This window comes from Bacillus thuringiensis (genome assembly GCF_022095615.2).
In the GTDB taxonomy this organism is placed as follows: Bacteria; Bacillota; Bacilli; order Bacillales; family Bacillaceae_G; genus Bacillus_A; species Bacillus_A cereus_AG.
On record NZ_CP155559.1, the window covers coordinates 3,054,277 to 3,073,957 of the forward strand.

A 19,681-nucleotide genomic window follows, 5' to 3' on the forward strand; every position below is an offset into this window, starting at 1 on the left:
TTCAATCTTTGACACTACACACTCAACACCATTCCCTTGTATCAGGCTGCTTAAGCAGTCTTTTACTCTACATACTTCAAAAAAAAGAGAGCTTAGCTCCCTTTTCCCGCCTTATAAAATACCCCTTTTTCAGTATAGAGATATTCATCAGCTAATGTAATTTTCCCATCCAGTTTCAGTTCATCTAATAGTCTTGATAAATAAAATTGATGTAACATCTTTTTCGTGAATTTTCCTTCATGATGCGAAACGATATGTTCTTGAATATCTAACAATGATATTGGCTTATTTTGCTCTATCATATATTCATAAACTGTACTACGCAGTTTTACGTATTTTTCGAGTGTCACAGTACTTCGCAACCCCTTTCTTCTTAAGATAAATTTTCGTAATCGGTTTTTTTGCAACAAAAAAACCTCTCCGATAAGAAGAAGTTACGTATATATCTTCGTCTTATCTCCCAGAACAAATATGTTCTGCTGGAATTAGCACCTGCATCGCGGTTGCTGGGTTTCATCGGGCCAGTCCCTCCACCTCTCTGGATAAGAAAATATTCACTTAATTCCTACTATACGTAATTTCGTTTTAATTGTCAAATAAATATAACAAATTATATTTTGTTCCTTACTGTTCATACTATACATATATGAATATGCAAGGAGGATTATGAAATGCACGAAAATGCTCGCGGATATGTCCAAAATTCTTTTCAATCATTACAAGAAGCAAAACATTGTTTAGAAGAAGCGCTACAGACTGTTGAAAAAGATTTTAATCGCGCTCGTATTGAACAATCCCTTTATGCGATCGAACAAGCTATTCAACGCTGTGATTACACCGTTCACATTTTAGAACAAGATTGAAAAAACTTCCCATCAATTTGGTGGGAAGTTTTTTCAAATGGCATACTTCATTATTATTGCCGTTATAATTAAAAAATATACAGAAAAATGCTCCTTACAATCTGTAAGAAGCATGAAAGAGGCAAACGAATATGTAAGTCGCGACCCTACCTTATATGAATATGCTTTTCTATGCCATGTTATGCTTATCTAATATGCCATATTTCCTTTTAAATCTTGTAAGAATCGTAATCCAAGAAGTACTAAATAGTAGTAAGAACACAACATTCGAAATCGCATGGCTCAAATCGAAGTAAAAACTTGCGATATAGTATGAAATAACTGTTTCCCACGTTGCTTCCTGTATAAAACCGAGCAGCCCCCAGAAATTCATGATCCAGCCAAATAAAAAGCCAACGAAGAATCCGTATAGTAGTCTTCCCCATAACCTTTTCATTAAAAATGTATTACGTAGTAATCCAGCTATAAACCCGATCATGCCCCAAGAGAACATTTGCCACGGCGTCCACGGACCTTGTCCTAAAAAAATGTTAGATACAATAGCTGCTGTTGCACCGATCATAAAACCAGTTTCACTCCCAAACACGATTGCAGAAACGATAATAACGAAAGAGGTCGGTTGTACACTCGGTAAAATAGAAAATGGTACGCGGCTCACTGCTGCGATTGCTGCTAACACAGCAACGAGAACAATTTCACGTGAAACAAACGCCTTTCTTTCAAAGCGGATATAGAAAGGTAACATAATAACTACTAATAAAAACAAACTACTTAACATGTAATAACCATCCATGATAAGTGTAGTAAAGAGTAATGTGCCTATTATTACTGCAAAAATACATATTATGAATGCGACATATCGTTTGGACACGCTTCGTACACATCCTCCCACGTTAATGCATATGGCAATTCTTTTCGAATGAATCGATTGATAGATGTTGTATAAAAGAAGTTTCCACTAAAAAATTCTTTCGGTGCGTCATTCATAATAACTGCTCCGTCAAATAACATCATACATTGATCCACATATTTCGCCGCAAATTCAATATCATGCGTTGCCATTACAATTGTTGTACCTTCCTTTTGCAATTTCCTAAATAGCTCTCCTACTCTTTCTTTCTTCCATGGATCTAATCCCTTTGTCGGTTCATCAAGTAACAATAACGTCGGCTTTGACAATAACGTTGTACATAATGCGAGTAATTGTTGCTCTCCCCCGCTACAATCATGCGGATGGCGTTCTTTAAGCGAATACAACCAAAACTGTTTTAGCATATCTTCTGCAATTGCTTTTCCTTGTTCTCCGTATAATTCACGTGCACGTTCATACACTTCTTCCCACACTGTATCAAATGTAAAATGATAATACGGATGCTGCGATACATACCCGATACTTTTAAATCGTTCTTTCGAATCAATTTTATGTATCACTTTCCCATTCCACTTTACTTTCCCTCTTCTCGCTTTTTGTAATCCAGCTAAAATCGTTAACAGTGTAGACTTCCCTGTACCATTTTTTCCAACGAGCGCTACCCATTTTCCTTTTTCAATCGATACTGTTAAATCTCGTAAAATAAGTGGACTATTTTTTTCATATTGAAACGAAATATGCTCCGCACTTAAAATAACTTCTCGCTTTTCACTTTGTGCTATTGGCTCATTCACATATGATATCGCTGAAAAATCATTCATTTTCATTTGCGCCTCTCGCACTGTAAACGGAATATCTGTTACATTCCACTCTAAAAACAATCTTGGAATTTGCGGAATAAATGGACGAAACTGTTCGACTTCCCACATGTTCACTATAACCGCTTTAGGACTACCATCATACACGATTCGGCCGTTATTCATGCAAATGACGCGCGTTGCCAGTGGTATTACTTCATCTAAACGATGTTCACTTAAAACGATCGTAATTCCAAGTTCTTCGTTAATACGCTTTAACAATCCTAAAAACTCTTTCGCAGCAATCGGATCTAACTGCGCCGTTGGTTCATCTAATAATAATAATTTCGGCTGCATAACTAATACTGCAGCTAAATTGACAAGCTGCTTCTGTCCGCCAGATAACGTATGTACAGATTGGTGCAATAAATCTTGAAATCCTAAGAAGCTAATAAGCTCGGCTATTCTCTTTTGAATAATATGAGACGGTAATCCGATATTTTCTAAAGAAAATGCTAATTCTTGAATTACTGTATCCATTACGATCTGATTTTCTGGATTTTGAAATACCATGCCAATTTCTTGCGCAGATAATAAATCCGGTACATTCTCTAATAAAGTACCATCATAATATGTATCTCCAGTACGCTTACCAATTGGAAGTAACTCCTTTTTAAAATGTTTTAATAAAGTCGTCTTCCCGGATCCTGATCCTCCAGCAAGTGCAATAAACTCTCCTTTTTGAATAGAAAGAGAAATATGCTGTAACGCGTATTCGTTTTCATCAGCATATACAAATGATAAATTGTTTATTTCTGCATGCGCCACCATATCCATTCCCTTCCTTCCATTATAATTGGTAGACTAATAAACATCGTAAATACGACAAACATCATTCCATCGTATTGCTGAAATAGAATAGATTCGACTTTCGGATAAATAATTAACTTTCCTCCGCCATAATTACTAAAGATGACTGCAGCTATGAATAGAATCGTTAAATAACTGAGTGTATACCAATCTCGCCTTTCCATTCTATACCGAATATACGTCGTACGCTTCGTTACACCAAATCCACGAGCTTGCATAGAATCTGCCGTTTGCAGTGCATCTTCTAATGAACAAATTAATAATACTTGCAGCAATTGCATACCATTTTTCACGCGTTCAATAATGGAACCTGCATCTACTTGTACACCTTTTGTCTTTTGGACGAGTGTTATTTTCTGTAATCGTCTAATAAACAAAGGAACAAACCTCACTGTAATCATCGTTAACAATGCTACTTTCGGTGAAATTCTAGAAAACAAATATAAAAATTTATGACTTGAAATAATATCATTATACGAAGCAAACGTAAACATAATCGCAACTAGTAATAACCCCATTACTAATCCAAACATAATCGCCTCAAGCTTAATCCGGCTATCACCTAACCAAAATAACGTAGTTCGGCCTCTATGCGTTAATAACGAATTAAATAAAATGACCATAAAAAAGAAAACGATTGTGCTCGGTAACATCTTTCTAATCTTTTCGCTATTCCCTTGCATCACATTGATTATAACGATTAATAGAATTGCTCCAATTAAAAAAAGAGGATGAAGACACATCATACATAGTATCATCACCCCGATATAATAGAAAAAATTCACAAAAGGATGTAAAGAAGCAAAACTTATTTTCATAGTCCTTTACCGAATGCCTTTCTTATTTTAATACATACACCCACTCGATTGTATCTCCTGGTTTAACTGTTACTACACCTGCACTATGGTTTGGAAACGCACCGTTCACACGATATTTCCATCCACTAGTAGCTGTAATATCTTTTTCATATAAATCATTAATCCCTTTTACATAAATATCGCCTTTAGATCCATTCGCATCCACATCTAATCCTGTACGCTGCAATACTTTATAAACTGTATCGCCTTCTTGTACATCAACCTTTTTCGCACCTAATAAGTATCCTTCATTACCTTTTACTGAGATAGTGACTTGTTTTGCTTGTGGTTTTGGTGGTTCTGGCGGATTAGGTGGCACTGGTTTCGGTGGTGTTGGAAGAGTAACTTCGTTTCCACCTTTATTCGGATCTTCTTTTTGCTCCTGCTTTGGTGTTTCTTTCGGCTGATTCACAACCTTCGCTTCTTCTTGTGCTTTCGGTTGTTGCTGTTGCTTCTCTTCTTGTGCTTTTTGTTGTTCTTGTTGCTTATTTACAGCTGGTTGTTCTTTCGGTTGTACCTGCTGTTTCCCTTCTTCCTTTACTTCCGGTTGTGCCTGTGGCTTTTCTTCTTTCGGCTTCTCTTCTACTTTTTGTTCTTGTTTCTCTTTCTGTTCGTCTTGCTTATTTTGCTCTTGTTCAGCTTGTTTTTCCTCCGGTTTTTCTTCCGGTTTCGCTTCATCTTTTTTCTCTTCTTGTTTTGCTACCTCTTCTTGCTTTGGTTCTACTTTCTTCTCAGGCTTTACAGCTGCCTCTTCACATCCGGCAAGTAGCCCAAGTGAAAGCATTAAAGAAATAAACCACTTCATCTTACTCATGTTGTCTCTCACCTTTCATAAGAAAATTAGGAGCGAATGATTGCTCCTAATTTTTGTTAAGCTGCTTTACGTCTCCATAATACATATGCAGAAGCAATACATAATACACCCATACCTACTTCTGTAGCTGCACTATGAGAGGATGCTCCTGTTTTTGGTAACGTGCTACCGTTTCCGGATTTTTTATTTTTAACCGGTTCATTATCGACAACAACTTTTAGAGTGTCATCTTTCGTTTCTTGTTGTACTTGTACTTGTTTTTGTTCTTGTGGTTGTTCAGTAACTTCTTTTTCTACTACAACATTTTCTGAATCCACATTTGGTTTCTTATCGATTTCAGGAACAGATACATTTGACCAATCATAAATCGATTTCCCAAGGTCTTTAAACTGAAGTAAAGCTAAGAATGCTTGCTCTGTAGCCATTCCGCTACCGTTTTGATCACTTGGTAACCATTTGAATTCACCATTTGGAAGTTGATATGATAGTAGATTTTGCATTGCCTTATGTAGACGATTTTGATCTACATCTTTCACAAGTGATAATCCAATAATTGCTTGCGCAGCACTATTAGAATTTTCTTGTCCATCAGCAGAGAAACCACCATTTTCTAGTTGTTCATTATATAAGTATGCAACAGCCTTTTGTACAGCTGGTTTCACATCTTCTCGGTCTTGATAAGGAGCTAACGCTGATAAAACCATTCCTGTTACATCAACGCTACTAGCACTATCTTTACTGCTTGTACTATCGTAAGTCCAGCCGCCATCTGTATGCTGTGCGTTTAAAAGGGCATCTACTAAAGCAACTCGATTCCATTTTGAATTCACTGGAACTTCATATTTCTTCGTATCAAATGCAAGTAAGGCAAATGTATAACCTGTAACAGAATTCACTTTATCTGATTCGTACAATTTTTGAACTAAATTATGTTCACCTACCTTTGTAGGGTCTGCATGCATTGCATTCATCATAATAATCGTTCTAGCTAAATCTGTCGCTGAAAAACGGTTAATGCGCTTTTCTACTTTTTCAGTTACTGCCTTAACATAATTTAATTTCGCCTCAATTGGAACATTCTTTCCAGAACGAGAAAGGCCTAAAGCTACCCAATCACTTTCAATTCCATCTTGTAACATCTTTTCAGATGTTTTAGAGATTGCTTCATTTACTTGTGCTGCTGGAACTTGAATGTTCTCTTGTTTTGGATCATCTGTTTTTGGTTCTTCTGGCTTTTCTTGTTTTGGATCATCCGTTTTTGGTTCTTCTGGCTTTTCTTGTTTTGGATCATCCGTCTTTGGTTCTTCTGGCTTTTCTTGTTTCGGATCATCCGTTTTTGGTTCTTCTGGTTTTTCTTGTTTTGGATCATCTGTCTTTGGTTCTTCTACAGTTTTACAAGTACCAAATTTATCTAATGTTTGCTGTAATGTTTCCTGGCTCATATTGCTCCAGTCTGCAACAAAACGAAAGACAACAACATCTCCAGCATTTAATTTATAACTATCTGCTCCAACTTCTGCAGATTTATCATTTACATCATACAGCCAGCCGCTTGTGTCCCCAGCCATTAAGCCGTCAATGCCTTTTACATACGTTCCAAACGACATCGTCTCTGCTGTTACTTTGTCCCCCATGACTTTTTGTAACAAACTTAAAGCTGTATCCCCATCTTTAATTTGCTCTTCTTTTGGACATAACATAATGCCCTTTTGTGATTCACCAATAATTGCAAGTTTTGCTGTATTTCCTTCAGCAAACGTAATATGTACTGTATTCGCAAAAGAAACAAATACAAGTGTAACTGCCATTAACGACGTAAGCAGCCATTTTTTTAACATTGCCATCCCAAAATTTCCTCCCTTACTACTATTTACACAAAAAAAGGCCCTTCAAGGGCGTGCAATTGACACTCTTTTTTTGTAAGTGTCGAACAAACTGTGCAACACCTCCGACCCGCATCATTCGCGGCTATATTTGTATAGGAAAAATAATTTTGTTCATGAACGTATCATTGTGATAACATTCACTTTTCTAGGCACAACTTACTTCCATTTCAGTTATCGTAAAACGATAAACCTATACATTCTGTTAATTATAAATTTCTGTATTATTTTACTATTGACAAAGAATTTTGTCCATGCTTTATCGGATTTATTTTCTAAGAATAGTAACTTATTAACTCTTAACTATGTAAACTCTTTTTACTAATAATGACGCCATCTTCATCCACATAAACATATTCATCTGGTTTCCATTCTACTTGTCCAAATTGCAATGAAATATTCCGTTCCCCTTTTCCTTCTTTTACACTTCTATTTGGCATCGTCCCTAGTGCTAAAATACCAATATTAATATTCTTTAGTTCACTCGAATCACGAACATAACCATTTACAATAATCCCTGCCAGCTTTCTTTCCTCCGCAATAGCTGCCAAATTATCACCAAGTAACGCACAATTCGTAGATGCTCCGCCATCAACAACTAATACCGTTTCTTCTGGTAATGTTTGCAACCCCTCTTTTACTAGTACATTATCATCCTTCACTTTCACCGTTGCAATTTTCCCGTGAAATTGTTCTTTCTTCCCAAAAGACTGAAAAGACTGGCGACATATTTGTAATTCCTTTTCAAACTCATCACATAAATCCGTAGTTTTCCACATCTTTTTCCCTCTTTTCTTTTTCCTTCTATTTAACATATTCTTGGATTATTTTCGTTTCCCTGTCTATTGTTGCAATAATTTGTATGCGCGGGAAAAGGACAGAAAAACTATTGCCTTAAGAAGCCACCTTTATTATAATCTATTTCACAGATAAATTTCAGAATATTAAAAATTAACCAAGTGAAAAAGGAGGGATTTTATGCAATTACAAACTGAGACAAAAAGACAACCTAGTAAACGAAAGTTTAAAATGCCTGATGCGTACGTACTACTATTTTTTATTGCCTTACTTTGTGCAATAGCTACTTATTTCGTTCCGGCTGGAGAGTTTAAAAGAGTTACAAATGGGACTGTTACAACGACAATACCAGGAAGTTATCATTCTGTTCCACAATCGCCTGTAGGGTTTGTTTCTTTTTTTACCGCTATTGAAAAAGGAATGACACTTGCTGCTCCTATCATCTTCTTAATTTTATTTACAGGGGGTGCCATTGCCATTCTTGAAAAAACAGGTGCTCTTGACGGTTTAATCTATCATGTTATTAACAAATTTCGTAATCAGCAATTACTTTTCATATGTATTGTCGCCGCACTCTTTTCTATTCTCGGAACGACTGGTATTATCGTTAACTCAGTTATCGGCTTTATCCCCATCGGGATCATCGTTGCACGCACATTAAAATGGGACGCTATCGTTGGCGTAGCAATTATCTATTTAGGCACTTATGCTGGTTTTAATGCTACTATTTTATCTCCCTCACCTTTAGGTATTTCACAAAAAATCGCGGAACTCCCAATGTTTTCAGGAATTGGTTTACGTACAGCAATTTATATCTCTTTTTTACTGGCTACCATTCTATATATTAATTGGTATATAAAACGCTTAAAAAAATCGAATAAAGGAAGCATACTCGGCGATAACTGGTTTCCAAGTAATGCTCTTTCAAGCGAGAAAGAAACAGAGAAAACAGAAGTTCCTTGGACAATACGTCATAAATTAATTTTACTCGTTTCAGCTTTATCATTAATTGCATTTTTAATAGGTGCTTTTCGTCTACATTGGACGGACGCAGAAATGACTGCTACTTTTATTTTCATAGCAATTACAGCCGGAATAATAGGTGGCATGAAAGCAAACGATATCGCTTCTACTTTTCTAGCAGGCTGCCAAAATCTCATATACGGTGCTTTGATCGTCGGAATGGCTCGTTGTATTTCAGTCATTTTAGAACAAGGTAAATTACTTGATACAATCGTTAACCAACTCGCACAGTCTCTCGAAGGACATAGCCCTGTATTTGGCGTTCTCGGTATGTATGTAAGTAGTGCCGCATTACATTTCCTTATTTCATCAGGGACAGGTGAATCTGTTATTTTCATTCCGATATTAGCTCCATTAGCCGATTTCATGCACATTACACGCCAAGTCACAGTACAGGCTGTTATGCTTGGAGAAGGTGTAGTGAACTGCCTCAACCCAACTTCCGGTGTTTTAATGGGAGTACTCGCAGCGAGCGGCATTTCTTACGGAAAATGGATTCGATTTATGGCTCCACTTGCATTCATTTGGTTTATCATTGGACTTATTTTTCTTATTGTTGGTGTGAATATTGAATGGGGACCGTATTAAAAGACTCATATTATACTTAACTTAATAAAATATCTATTCTATTATCCAATCCTATAAAAATCATTTATTCTAGTATAGATATAAACAGGGATTGATCATAGTAATCAATCCCTTCTCTCAAAGTAAAATACCTTTAAGTATTTTACTTCCAAATTTTATTTACCCATTCCGGATGATCAATAAAAGGATTACGATTATGTTGATATTTCGTAAAAATCACTTCATTACGCTTTCGCTCTAAATCATCTACCGGGTCTTGTTCATTCCATTTTAGTAAAACGGATAGTTTGCCCATGTATGGATCTTTATTGTTATTCACCTTTTCATTTAATTCTAAGTCTATTTCGCCGTTGTCTCCTTCATAACGAACAGCCATGTAAAATAGCATTCTAGCGATATCTCCTTTTACACTATTACGAGGTTCCCAAGAATCACTATCGTATTTACATTCTGTCGCTTCCGAATGATTCACACCACCATTATCAAAATCCAAATTTCCACGTGAACTATTTACAGATACATCCGTCGCTCTTAAATGATGCAAATCTGTTCCAGCTCCTGCAGTCGTTCCAAAATCACCGTGAGATTTTGCCTAAACATGCTCTCGGTTCCAATTATCAACTCCTGAACCATTCGTAAGTTTCCCTTGCGAACGCCCAGTATATAAGAGTAGCACATTATTTTTATTATTTGGATCTTCATCAGTATCTCTTAGCGCTTCCCAAACCGCACTGTATGATAACTTTGTGTGATCATCAATAATATTATGAAGTTCCTTCTTTAATTCTAAACCCGTTTTTCCTATTGCATTATTATAATATGTATCGTCATAGCTTTTTACAGTAATCTCTTGTAGTGATGCAGAAGCTACTTCACCGTGTATGATATCGGTGAATGATAGAGATGCAGTACCTAAATTGAACTACCCCCACTTAACACTCTAACGAGCTGTTTGAAGTGAGGGATTCCTACGAACACCAAGGTATCCCTCAGTTTTATGAGTAGGCAATCCCCGTAATCCCTACGGTTAGTAGCCTTATGGCCTCTTTTCTCAAATTTTCCGCTGCATTCACATCTCTATCATGATACATACCGCAAGAAGGACACTTCCATTCACGCAGGTTCAGGCTTTTCACATCTTTATTTTTGTAGTCGCAATGCGAACAAGTTTGCGAACTAGCGAATGTTTTCGACACCACAATCACTTGTTTCCCATACCAGCGTGCCTTATACAACAACATCGCTTTGAATTGTGACCATGATACTTCTTGAATCGCTTTCGCTAGTTTGTGATTCTGTAACATATTCGATACTTGCAAATCTTCTATCCCAATCACATCGTGGTTTTTGATGATCCTTGTAGAGAGTTTTTGCAAGTAATCCGTTCTTGCATTTTTGATTCGTTCATGAATACGGGCGACTTTAATTCGCTGTTTATGCCAATTCGCTCCGCCTTTTGTACGTCTAGATAGAATACGCTGGGCATGAGCGAGTTTCTTTTCTAATACCCGAGACCATTTTGGATTACCGAATACCTCACCCGTTGAAAGAATAGCAAAGTTTTTCACACCAACATCTATACCAACAGCGGAATCGGCCTTCGGTAATTCTTGTACTTCTGCTTCAGCAAGAATCGAGACAAAATATTTTCCACTTGGATTCCTTCTGACAGTAGCACTCAAAATTCGTCCTTCTACCTCACAACTTTTGACAAATTTGATAAGACCAAGTTTCGGTAACTTCAATTTATTATCTATAATCGCAATGTTTCCATTTGTATGTTTCGTTGTATAGGATTGGACTTTATTGTTCTTCGATTTAAACCGAGGTGCTTTGTTTTGTTTTTTGAAGAATCTTGCATACGAGTCAGCGAGGTTGTGAAGAGAAGATTGAAGAGCGATACTGTCCACTTCTTTTAGCCATACAAATTCTTTTTTGAGAGTAGGTAATTGCGAAGAACAAGTGCCATAGGATAACCCTTTTCCTGTTTCTTTATATCTATCATTCCACTTTTCCAAAAAGTAGTTAAATACAAATCGTGAACAACCAATTGTTTTCGTAATAGCTATTTTTTGTTCTAAACTAGGATAGATCCGAAACTGATACGCTTTATGGATAAGCATCGCTTTTCACCTCACTTCCTTTTTTTATTTGTTTAAAATCTTTTTCACGATATGCATGAGAACGATATCATGATGTAGCAAAAAATACTAATCACGTATCATTTCTTCTTTTTTGTCGAAAGTCCTCTGTCCCTTTCAAAAAAATATACAAATGAAAGAAATTTTACAATGAAACCATTTCGTAGATGTAAAAATGCCTCGGAGCTATAACATTTTCTTTCTATAGGAACGAACTGATTAGAATACCGGTACCTCATACTGATTCTTCACCAAAAAGAACCTTTAGGCTTTTTCCTAACCGTCATTCAGCTCCCACCTACTCATTGGACCATGTCCTACCCATTCCTTGAGGTGGCAGTTTTCTGTCGGGAAATGATAAATTTCAATTTTTTTATGCAATTATGCATATTTGATAAATCGTTCAAAAAACATTTTGAATAAAAATTAAGATGATAGTTCGACTTTTCCTTTTTCTATAATTGTCTTTATTTTTTTGGTGTAAAACCCTTCCTCCTCTGAAGAATAAGTACAAAAATAGATTGGATACCATGTAGGCACCAATCTATTTTAATTAAAGAAACTGTGTCAATTCTGAGTTCACAACACGTTGTGCAGTAATGATAACACTTTCAGCTGTTAGTCCATAAACACTATATAGTCCACCAGGTTGATTAGGAACAATTTGAACTTCATATTCAAATGCTTGTCCAAAAGCAGGATGAACTAAACTTAGAGTTTCAAAAGTAGAAGCATTAGAATTCACATTGAAGTTTACCTGTTCAATTAATACTAATGAACCGTCAAGTCTAAAAACTCTAGCTACTCCAGTAAGTGGGCCCGCAGTACGGTTAAGGATCTTCACCCTAACTCTATTTGCATTAGCAGGTTGATTTCCTACGTTTTCAATTGGTCCTGTAGTAAGAGCCATATAACATCACCTCCATTATATTATTATGATATTCTACGATACACATTGATGTTATAGTTTAATTACCCAATTTATTTTAAATAAAAAAGCTTGTTTCTTATATTTTTATAAGAAACAAGCTTTTCTTTTTCAACTACCATTCCTAAGATAAATCTACCCGTCTCAGAAACCATTAGGATTTCTTGACGTTTATGTTGGAATAGAACTACTACTTATTTTGCATAGAACCTATATATTTTTTAACTACTTCATATACATATTCTTGATTTGCCGCTGCTGTATTTGGATTGTATTTTCCTCCGTTTGTTTTATTGTTAAATAACACTCGAATTCCTAAAAATGGTACGTCATACGCTTTTGCGATTTGCGCTGCTGCAGCGCCTTCCATTTCTTCTACAGATGTACCGTATTTTGTATGGAACTATTTCATTCTATCCACTTCATTATTCCAAACATCTGCTGAACCTATAGTCCCTTCAACATAAAGGTTGTTGAAATCCATGAGTATGTCTATTGCTCTATTCAACATATCAAAGAAGAATATTCGGATGTGTATGAAGAAAATAAATTAGCTTTTCTTTTCCACGAAGAGGACGGAAAAGAGTATCTTGAATACGGAGAATTAGTGAAAAGCATAGGGGAAGAAGTGGCAGATTTGATTTTCGATAATGTAACAGAGAAGACGTATCAAAAAATCCAAAAAAGAAGAGAAAATAAAAAGAAAGAATAGCTTATTAGCTACTCTTTTCGTTTGGAATTTCTTGTTTTTCATATCTTCTATTAGGGGGAAATTCACGCTAATAGAATTTTCGTAATAATGTTTGTTTGTTTGTTTAATAAAATGGATATAGGAGTAAGCACACCAATACATTAGAAGTTTTGCGAACATGAAGTACATGGTCCACCAGTAGGTTGGAATACAACATTATCAACAAAAGCTACTGCTCCTTCTCCACCTGTAGCTAAGTTTTGGAAACTAACACATGCTGTAGTTACACCGGCAGGTATACACGCAACAAGAGTATAATGTTGGAAACCAGCTTGTTGTTGATTTGCAACAGGTACAATGTGTGGAATGTTTAATGGTCCAAGCGTTGTGGGGTTAGGCGGACATCCTTGACCAAGTTCTGGAAACGATACAGAAGCAACAAGGAGTGCTCCGTCTCTTATATCCCCAGCAAAAGAAAGAGTAAAGCAACAACCTTCTCCCACATCAACAGATTGAGTCATAATTCCTCCAGGTCCAATAGAAACAGCTAGGGTACTAAGGGTTCCATTTGGAAGAAAACGACCGCTGTGCGCATTTGGAAATCCTACTTCTGAAATATTTCCCGTTACAATCCATCCTGGAACTGGGTTGCCTGGTGTTGCAGGTTCATCAAATCCAGGGTTATCAAGAAGATTCGTACATGGGCAACATGCCGTAGCAGCTGGTCCCGTAGGTCCTGTAATCCCTGTAGCTCCTGTCGGTCCTGTTGGTCCAGTATTTCCTGTGTTACCTGTCGGTCCTGTTGGTCCGGTATTTCCTGTATTACCTGTTGGTCCTGTCGCTCCTGTTGGTCCTGTTGGTCCTGTTGGTCCTGTTGGTCCAACTTGAGGTGGAGGTATAGGGGGGAAGAAACACTCACACGGAATTTCAAATTTCTTTTTAAAATTACCCATTTTTATATCACCCTATCTTACCCACTTACACCCTATAACCTATGAATTAGTAAACAAACAAGTATAAGAAAAGAACCTAAAAAATAAAAAAATATAAACAGCAAGTCCTTATATCACATTCATAGATTAATTTCATAATCTATAAGGGACATAAATTCACAGGTGTTTTTTATTTTGCTTAAATTTGGTTCCAGATTTCATTCATAAATTTCATCATAAAACATGTAAATAACGTTACCTGTTCCTCCTGTTGCTCCTTCTGGACAACTTATTTTATTTTTTGCTTAACGTGGGTTTTTCCGAAATGCTGGCGATACCTCTACTATATCTTAACGTATTATTGTACACCCTAATCACACAATCGAAACACAGTGTCTTCAATAACGAAACAGTGGATGATTAGGATTAACCTGCAATAGACAAAACAGTCTTTTTATTCCAAATAAACCACCTGTGGAAATAAATGTAAATATATAACTTGTTTTTACATATATCTCGGTCGAACCCCGTTAGGGTTTATTTCGTATTCAAATCTTTAAATTCCCTACACGTAGCCTTTAGAAAAAAGAAACAACCTCTACTATAATTGAGGTTGTATGAGCTTAGCTTGATAGCGATGGGGTAGCACCAACAAAACGTGAATTTCGTACGCTAAGAGATCATTGGTTTCTTACTGTTTAGTTGTTTCTAGTGGTTGTAGAAAATCTACTGGTGCACTTTCTCTTTTGCTAAATCGGTATTCTCCTAGAAAGTTAATGTGTTCCCACCCTACTGAAGAACTATGTTTTAATAATTCTTCATCAAATTGTTCTTTTTTCTTCAAAGCTTTTATTTCTTCACTTAAATAAATAGTATTCCACATACTAATTGCATTAATTAAAAGGTTTAGTGCACTACTTCTTGGAAGTTGATTTTGTAGCGCTCTTTCTCGTAATTCACTATGTTTTCCAAAGAAAATAGCGAAAGGCAAGGCGATGAATACATTTACAAAATGACAAAACTGTAAGAATACACGAATGTTTGTAAGAAAGTTCGATGTTTTCCTTTTTCTTTTTTTATTATAGTGAAAAAGAAGAACGAAATATTCTCTTATGTAGGAAAGGAAGATACTAATGATTGATCTATTAAATAAATGGATGTTAGAAAGTACAGGCAATTTCAATATCGTTGTAGGACTTACAGCACTTCTATTTTTTGGTTCAGTAATTGCACTTATTATTATTTACAAAAAAATTGGTAAACCAGATGAAAGAACAAATGCTATTTATTTAAAAATTACTTCTCGTATGTTTACTACTCAAATTCTAATGAATGCTATATTTATTTCTTTAGTTGGTAAAGATATTGAGAATTCCCGTCAAATCTTTATATTATTTGAAGCTTTTGTATTTTTTATTGGAGCTATTTATTCGTTTAAATTATATAGACAGGAATATAAATAATTCACTTGCAAGAAACAATAAAAAAACAGTAGTGTATAAAATCACTACTGTTTTTTTATTATGCATTTTCAAATGTATACTTTTGAATATTAGTTTACTTTCAAATCCTCATAAACATTGACCTCACGTAAAATATCCTGATATCCTCGAAACATTAAACAAAAGTATACATTCAAAATATGATAAACAAAGAGACTAAAATACCCGTGATCAAAAAAGAAAAAACTAGATTCATGCTAACTTTTTTACATAATTCTCGATTGCGGAAGTTGAATTTTATCCTATTTTTCTTTTTATCATATTCTTTTGTTAACCACGACTTATTCACTTTTATTTTAATTAGTTTTCAGCAATACCGTAAGCAAGTAATAAAATATACCCGATTATACAAATTGCAATAAAATTAAGTATTATAAGTAGCCATTTCATTAAGCCTTTTTTGGCTTTTAATCCCGAAAAAATCCCTAATAATGGGAACAGAAACATTGAAATAATAAATGGTTTGCCTAATGGTAGTCCTAGAAATGGTTTACCTAATCTCAACAACAAACCACTAAACATTGTATAAAATAAAACAATGAAGATTACCAAAGTGGCAAGTGAAAAAACACTATATTTATTCATATGGGTTCACCTCCGGAAAGTTAGTTGTTATTTTCAATGTATAATATTCAAATCATTATACAATTACTATTTAATTCTTCTACAATGCCATTTAGTCGAACAATATTTTTTTAACGGCTTATTTTATATCGGAATTCGTGTTTTGTTGATGCTATCCTATAAAAAAAGACACCCTAAGGTGCCTTCCTCCGACTTGATAACCACGTTGATTTACATAATTATCGATATCGGAAGTAAATGTAAATGATTTTTAAAGTAGGTATACCTACTTTAAATTCTTGAATTGCGCTCGTTTGTTGAAGTTTAATTTTCATTATACTTTTTGTACTGAGTCCAGCGCTTTTTTTAATTCGTCTGGTTTTTGAGTGCCGATTACCACTGTGTTATATTTTAACTTTAACTCTATACCTTTATTTCCATTCATGTTATAGGCTTTTTCATTCTTAAGGTTAAAACGAATTCCCCATCCCCCAAATCGTTTTAGTGGACTGTAAGTAATGCATTCATAATGATGTATATTTTTGAAAAGGTACTGCTTATATTGAAAATGAAAAGGAACAAAACGAACATAAAGACCTTTTTCACGGACCTCAATGATCAGTTTCAATACACCAAGCATTAATACAGGAAGGGCAATCCCGAAAAACAACCACAAAACAATTAGTACCCCATTAGGGGCTGGTTTATCTCCAAACGGGGTATCAAGAATAATTTGTTGAATGAATCCATACCACATCAGCATGGCAATTCCTAGTATGAGTATCCATACCCAAATTGGAGATCGCTGAACCTCACGAAAGATAACTTGTTCTTGTTGTTTCATTAATGATTGTCACCTCCTAAGTGATTTATTTTTCCTCACTCATTTTAAGCCGTTTTGCACTTCCGAAAAAAGCACTTCCAATTATGAATATAACGGAAGAAAGGTACATTGTTATCCCTGAGTATTTATTATCAAACATTGTAATATTAAGTAAATTAATGAACATCATCAATATAAGTGATATGTACAATCCATTAATATATTTCACTTATGCCCCTCCCTTTTTACTTCACTTTTTTCGGAAACCCCTATGTAATAAATAGTGGTTTCTAAAGGTATTATTTAAAATATATTTTTCCCTATTTTACTATTTTATAGAGTTGATATGTTGTTTGTTTTCGGTTGAATATTGTATACATAATCGATTAACATAACGTATTATTACGTAGATAAAAAGGATAATCCGCCCTCATAACGGACTAATTATCCTAAAATCTGTATCTAAACTTAATAAAACTAAAACTTCTTTCCCCTATGTATCATTATTTCGTTATCTCACCAAACTGTGCTCTCGTCACTTTCGCCAAGTCATTTACATTCAGCTCAATTTGTGTACCAATCTTCCCGCCACTTACAATGATTGTTTCAAGCGATTGAGCAGTCGCATCAATACATGTTGAAAATAACTTCTTCATTCCGACTGGTGAACAACCACCGCGAATGTATCCTGACACTTTCGTAATATCTTTAACAGGAATCATTTCAATCTTCTTTTCACTTACTGCTTTTGCAGCAGCTTTTAAATTTAGCTCTTCATCTACCGGGATGATAAACACGTGATAATTTTTACTATTCCCTTGAGCGATTAACGTTTTATATACTTCTCTCACTTCACGTCCAATTTTCTCAGCTACTGATACACCATCAATTTTTCCGTCTTCCGGATCATATGACATCATCGAATATTCGATCTTTTCTTTATCTAATATTCGCATCGCATTTGTTTTATCTTTTTTCATAGCGCTCTCCTTAAAAGGTTATTTCATATTATTAAGTTTTATTATACACTCTTTTCCATTTCTCCTACATAACTTCACGTATATTTCAAAACTAAAAATATTGATAATTCAAAAATCATCTGATATAATTTGGAAAAACTTATGTTAAGGAGAGATTTGTCATGCGAAATGTTAATACTTCTTTCCAACTTCATCATCATACGTAATGCCGTGTATCCGAAGAAAAATTTTTCTTCGTGGGTACAGGGCTTTTCCTGTTGACCCACGAAGCGTTCATAAAGCTATGTGGGTATTTTTATACCTGCATAGCTTTTTTTAATTTAAAAAGGAGTGATTACAATGGAAATGAAAAATGTAAAAGGAACGAAAGACTATTTACCAGAGGAACAAGTGTTGCGAAATAAAATGAAAAGAACTTGTGAAGACACGTTTGAACGATACGGATGTAAACCGTTAGAAACACCAACGTTAAATATGTATGAGCTTATGTCTTACAAGTACGGCGGTGGTGATGAAATATTAAAAGAAATATATACGCTTCAGGATCAAGGAAAACGCGACCTTGCCTTACGTTATGATTTAACAATTCCATTCGCAAAAGTCGTAGCAATGAATCCGAACATCCGCCTTCCTTTTAAGCGGTATGAAATTGGAAAAGTCTTTCGAGATGGACCAATTAAACAAGGAAGATTTCGTGAGTTCATTCAATGTGACGTTGATATAGTCGGTGTAGAATCAGTCATGGCAGAAGCGGAACTTATGAGCATGGCGTTTGAACTGTTCCGAACGTTAAACTTAGAAGTAACGATCCAATATAATAACCGAAAATTGTTAAATGGTATTCTCGAGTCCATTAACATCCCTACTGAACGAACAAGTGACGTCATTTTATCATTAGACAAAATCGAAAAGATTGGGATTAATGGTGTACGAAAAGATGTGTTAGAGCGCGGAATTTCTGAAGAAATGGCTGATACGATATGTAATACCGTTTTATCTTGTCTAGAGCTTACAATTGCTGACTTTAAAGACGCTTTCAATACTCCACTCGTTGCTGATGGAGTAAACGAATTACAACAATTACAGCAATATTTAATCGCTCTTGGAATAAATGAGAATGCTATATTCAATCCATTTTTAGCGCGAGGACTTACAATGTACACAGGCACCGTATATGAAATCTTTCTAAAAGACGGCTCAATTACATCCAGCATTGGTAGCGGCGGTCGATACGATAATATTATTGGGGCATTCCGTGGTGATAATATAAGCTATCCAACAGTCGGTATTTCATTCGGTTTAGACGTTATTTATACAGCACTATCGCAGAAAGAAACGATATCATCTACAGCGGATGTATTTATCATCCCACTCGGGACAGAATTACAATGCTTACAAATTGCCCAGCAATTACGTGCTACCACTTCCTTAAAAGTTGAACTCGAACTAGCAGGCCGCAAATTAAAACGTGCCCTTAATTATGCAAATAAAGAGAATATCCCTTATGTGCTTATTATTGGGGAAGAAGAACTTAGTACAGAAACCGTTATGCTGCGGAATATGAAGGAAGGTAGTGAAGTGAAGGTTCCCCTTTCTTCTTTAAATAGTTATTTATAATACGAACCACCCTCGTTTGGGTGGTTTTTCTATTTTAAAGATAAGGAAACAATTAGTTTACATAAAATAATTATATTCCACTAAAAACCACAAGTATTTAATATCCAATCATCTATTATCTTTGGTAATATATACATAT

Annotated in this window: 19 protein-coding genes, 3 pseudogenes and 1 riboswitch; of the genes and pseudogenes, 5 read left to right on the top strand and 17 right to left on the bottom strand. The window is 35.3% G+C overall.

The features are described from left to right. Positions 1-92: 92 nt before the first annotated feature. Complete coding sequence (locus KZZ19_RS15865; RefSeq protein ID WP_237980860.1) at positions 93-410, bottom strand: hypothetical protein; 318 nt, start codon at positions 408-410, stop codon at positions 93-95. Between the two features lie 40 nt (positions 411-450). Continuing rightward, positions 451-549: riboswitch (SAM riboswitch) on the bottom strand. A 122-nt stretch (positions 550-671) separates the two neighbouring features. Between KZZ19_RS15865 and KZZ19_RS15870 the strand changes: the two genes are divergently transcribed. After that, the gene (locus KZZ19_RS15870) at positions 672-863 is read left to right on the top strand and encodes a hypothetical protein (protein ID WP_000545003.1); all 192 of its coding nucleotides are present in this window, start codon (positions 672-674) and stop codon (positions 861-863) included. 169 nt (positions 864-1,032) lie between these two features. Here KZZ19_RS15870 and KZZ19_RS15875 read toward each other — a convergent pair whose 3' ends face one another. The 6 genes from KZZ19_RS15875 to rraA form a co-directional block, all read right to left on the bottom strand. Next, positions 1,033-1,734, bottom strand: coding sequence for an ECF transporter S component (locus tag KZZ19_RS15875; RefSeq protein WP_237980859.1), 702 nt, complete (start codon positions 1,732-1,734; stop codon positions 1,033-1,035). Then, positions 1,707-3,368, bottom strand: a complete 1,662-nt coding sequence (locus KZZ19_RS15880) for an ABC transporter ATP-binding protein (RefSeq protein WP_237980858.1) — start codon at positions 3,366-3,368, stop codon at positions 1,707-1,709. Before KZZ19_RS15880 ends, KZZ19_RS15875 begins: the two co-directional genes overlap by 28 nt. Continuing rightward, entirely contained in the window at positions 3,341-4,219 is an 879-nt protein-coding gene (locus KZZ19_RS15885) for an energy-coupling factor transporter transmembrane component T (RefSeq protein WP_237980857.1), read from the bottom strand. Before KZZ19_RS15885 ends, KZZ19_RS15880 begins: the two co-directional genes overlap by 28 nt. 22 nt (positions 4,220-4,241) lie before the next feature. Further along, entirely contained in the window at positions 4,242-5,072 is an 831-nt protein-coding gene (locus KZZ19_RS15890) for a DUF4430 domain-containing protein (RefSeq protein ID WP_237980856.1), read from the bottom strand. Between the two features lie 56 nt (positions 5,073-5,128). After that, positions 5,129-6,916, bottom strand: a complete 1,788-nt coding sequence (locus KZZ19_RS15895; RefSeq protein ID WP_237980855.1) for a DUF4430 domain-containing protein — start codon at positions 6,914-6,916, stop codon at positions 5,129-5,131. 338 nt (positions 6,917-7,254) lie between these two features. Continuing rightward, positions 7,255-7,734: a ribonuclease E activity regulator RraA gene (gene rraA / locus KZZ19_RS15900; RefSeq protein WP_237980854.1), complete on the bottom strand. Its 480-nt coding sequence runs from the start codon at positions 7,732-7,734 to the stop codon at positions 7,255-7,257. A 199-nt stretch (positions 7,735-7,933) separates the two neighbouring features. On the opposite strand from rraA, the gene KZZ19_RS15905 reads away from it, so the two are divergent. Further along, entirely contained in the window at positions 7,934-9,364 is a 1,431-nt protein-coding gene (locus KZZ19_RS15905) for a YfcC family protein (RefSeq protein ID WP_088097047.1), read from the top strand. Between the two features lie 142 nt (positions 9,365-9,506). Here the strand turns inward: KZZ19_RS15905 and KZZ19_RS15910 are convergent. From KZZ19_RS15910 to KZZ19_RS15925, 4 genes and pseudogenes are all read right to left on the bottom strand, one after another. Next, a pseudogene (locus KZZ19_RS15910) lies at positions 9,507-10,250 on the bottom strand (endonuclease I family protein). 109 nt (positions 10,251-10,359) lie between these two features. Next, entirely contained in the window at positions 10,360-11,487 is a 1,128-nt protein-coding gene (gene tnpB / locus KZZ19_RS15915) for an IS200/IS605 family element RNA-guided endonuclease TnpB (RefSeq protein WP_237980853.1), read from the bottom strand. 571 nt (positions 11,488-12,058) lie between these two features. Next, entirely contained in the window at positions 12,059-12,415 is a 357-nt protein-coding gene (locus tag KZZ19_RS15920; RefSeq protein ID WP_088097049.1) for an ATPase, read from the bottom strand. 208 nt (positions 12,416-12,623) lie between these two features. After that, positions 12,624-12,896 (bottom strand): annotated as a pseudogene (locus tag KZZ19_RS15925) (5'-methylthioadenosine nucleosidase); the annotation flags it as partial. A gap of 69 nt (positions 12,897-12,965) precedes the next feature. Between KZZ19_RS15925 and KZZ19_RS15930 the strand changes: the two are divergent. Then, positions 12,966-13,145, top strand: a complete 180-nt coding sequence (locus tag KZZ19_RS15930; protein ID WP_237980852.1) for a hypothetical protein — start codon at positions 12,966-12,968, stop codon at positions 13,143-13,145. Positions 13,146-13,285: 140 nt separating this feature from the next. Here the strand turns inward: KZZ19_RS15930 and KZZ19_RS15935 are convergent, their stop codons facing one another. Together KZZ19_RS15935 and KZZ19_RS15940 are read right to left on the bottom strand one after the other, a co-directional pair. Then, positions 13,286-14,077 (bottom strand): collagen-like protein, encoded by a 792-nt coding sequence (locus tag KZZ19_RS15935; RefSeq protein ID WP_237980851.1) that lies wholly within the window; start codon positions 14,075-14,077, stop codon positions 13,286-13,288. Between the two features lie 670 nt (positions 14,078-14,747). After that, a pseudogene (locus tag KZZ19_RS15940) lies at positions 14,748-15,050 on the bottom strand (Tn3 family transposase); the annotation flags it as partial. 139 nt (positions 15,051-15,189) lie between these two features. On the opposite strand from KZZ19_RS15940, the gene KZZ19_RS15945 reads away from it, so the two are divergent. Continuing rightward, the gene (locus tag KZZ19_RS15945; protein WP_348637999.1) at positions 15,190-15,519 is read left to right on the top strand and encodes a 6-aminohexanoate hydrolase; all 330 of its coding nucleotides are present in this window, start codon (positions 15,190-15,192) and stop codon (positions 15,517-15,519) included. Between the two features lie 339 nt (positions 15,520-15,858). Here KZZ19_RS15945 and KZZ19_RS15950 read toward each other — a convergent pair whose 3' ends face one another. The 4 genes from KZZ19_RS15950 to ybaK all read right to left on the bottom strand — a co-directional run bounded on the left by KZZ19_RS15950 (position 15,859) and on the right by ybaK (position 17,925). Further along, on the bottom strand, positions 15,859-16,143 hold the full coding sequence (locus KZZ19_RS15950; RefSeq protein ID WP_237980849.1) for a hypothetical protein: 285 nt from the start codon (positions 16,141-16,143) through the stop codon (positions 15,859-15,861). Positions 16,144-16,456: 313 nt separating this feature from the next. Continuing rightward, a complete protein-coding gene (locus KZZ19_RS15955) occupies positions 16,457-16,966 on the bottom strand; it encodes a DUF6141 family protein (protein WP_237980848.1) in 510 nt (169 codons plus the stop codon). Positions 16,967-16,991: 25 nt separating this feature from the next. Beyond that, on the bottom strand, positions 16,992-17,174 hold the full coding sequence (locus KZZ19_RS15960) for a hypothetical protein (protein ID WP_098815522.1): 183 nt from the start codon (positions 17,172-17,174) through the stop codon (positions 16,992-16,994). 274 nt (positions 17,175-17,448) lie between these two features. Continuing rightward, positions 17,449-17,925 (bottom strand): Cys-tRNA(Pro) deacylase, encoded by a 477-nt coding sequence (gene ybaK / locus KZZ19_RS15965; RefSeq protein ID WP_098344129.1) that lies wholly within the window; start codon positions 17,923-17,925, stop codon positions 17,449-17,451. Positions 17,926-18,264: 339 nt separating this feature from the next. Between ybaK and KZZ19_RS15970 the strand changes: the two genes are divergently transcribed. Beyond that, positions 18,265-19,542, top strand: a complete 1,278-nt coding sequence (locus KZZ19_RS15970; protein WP_237980847.1) for a histidine--tRNA ligase — start codon at positions 18,265-18,267, stop codon at positions 19,540-19,542. Positions 19,543-19,681: the final 139 nt, after the last annotated feature.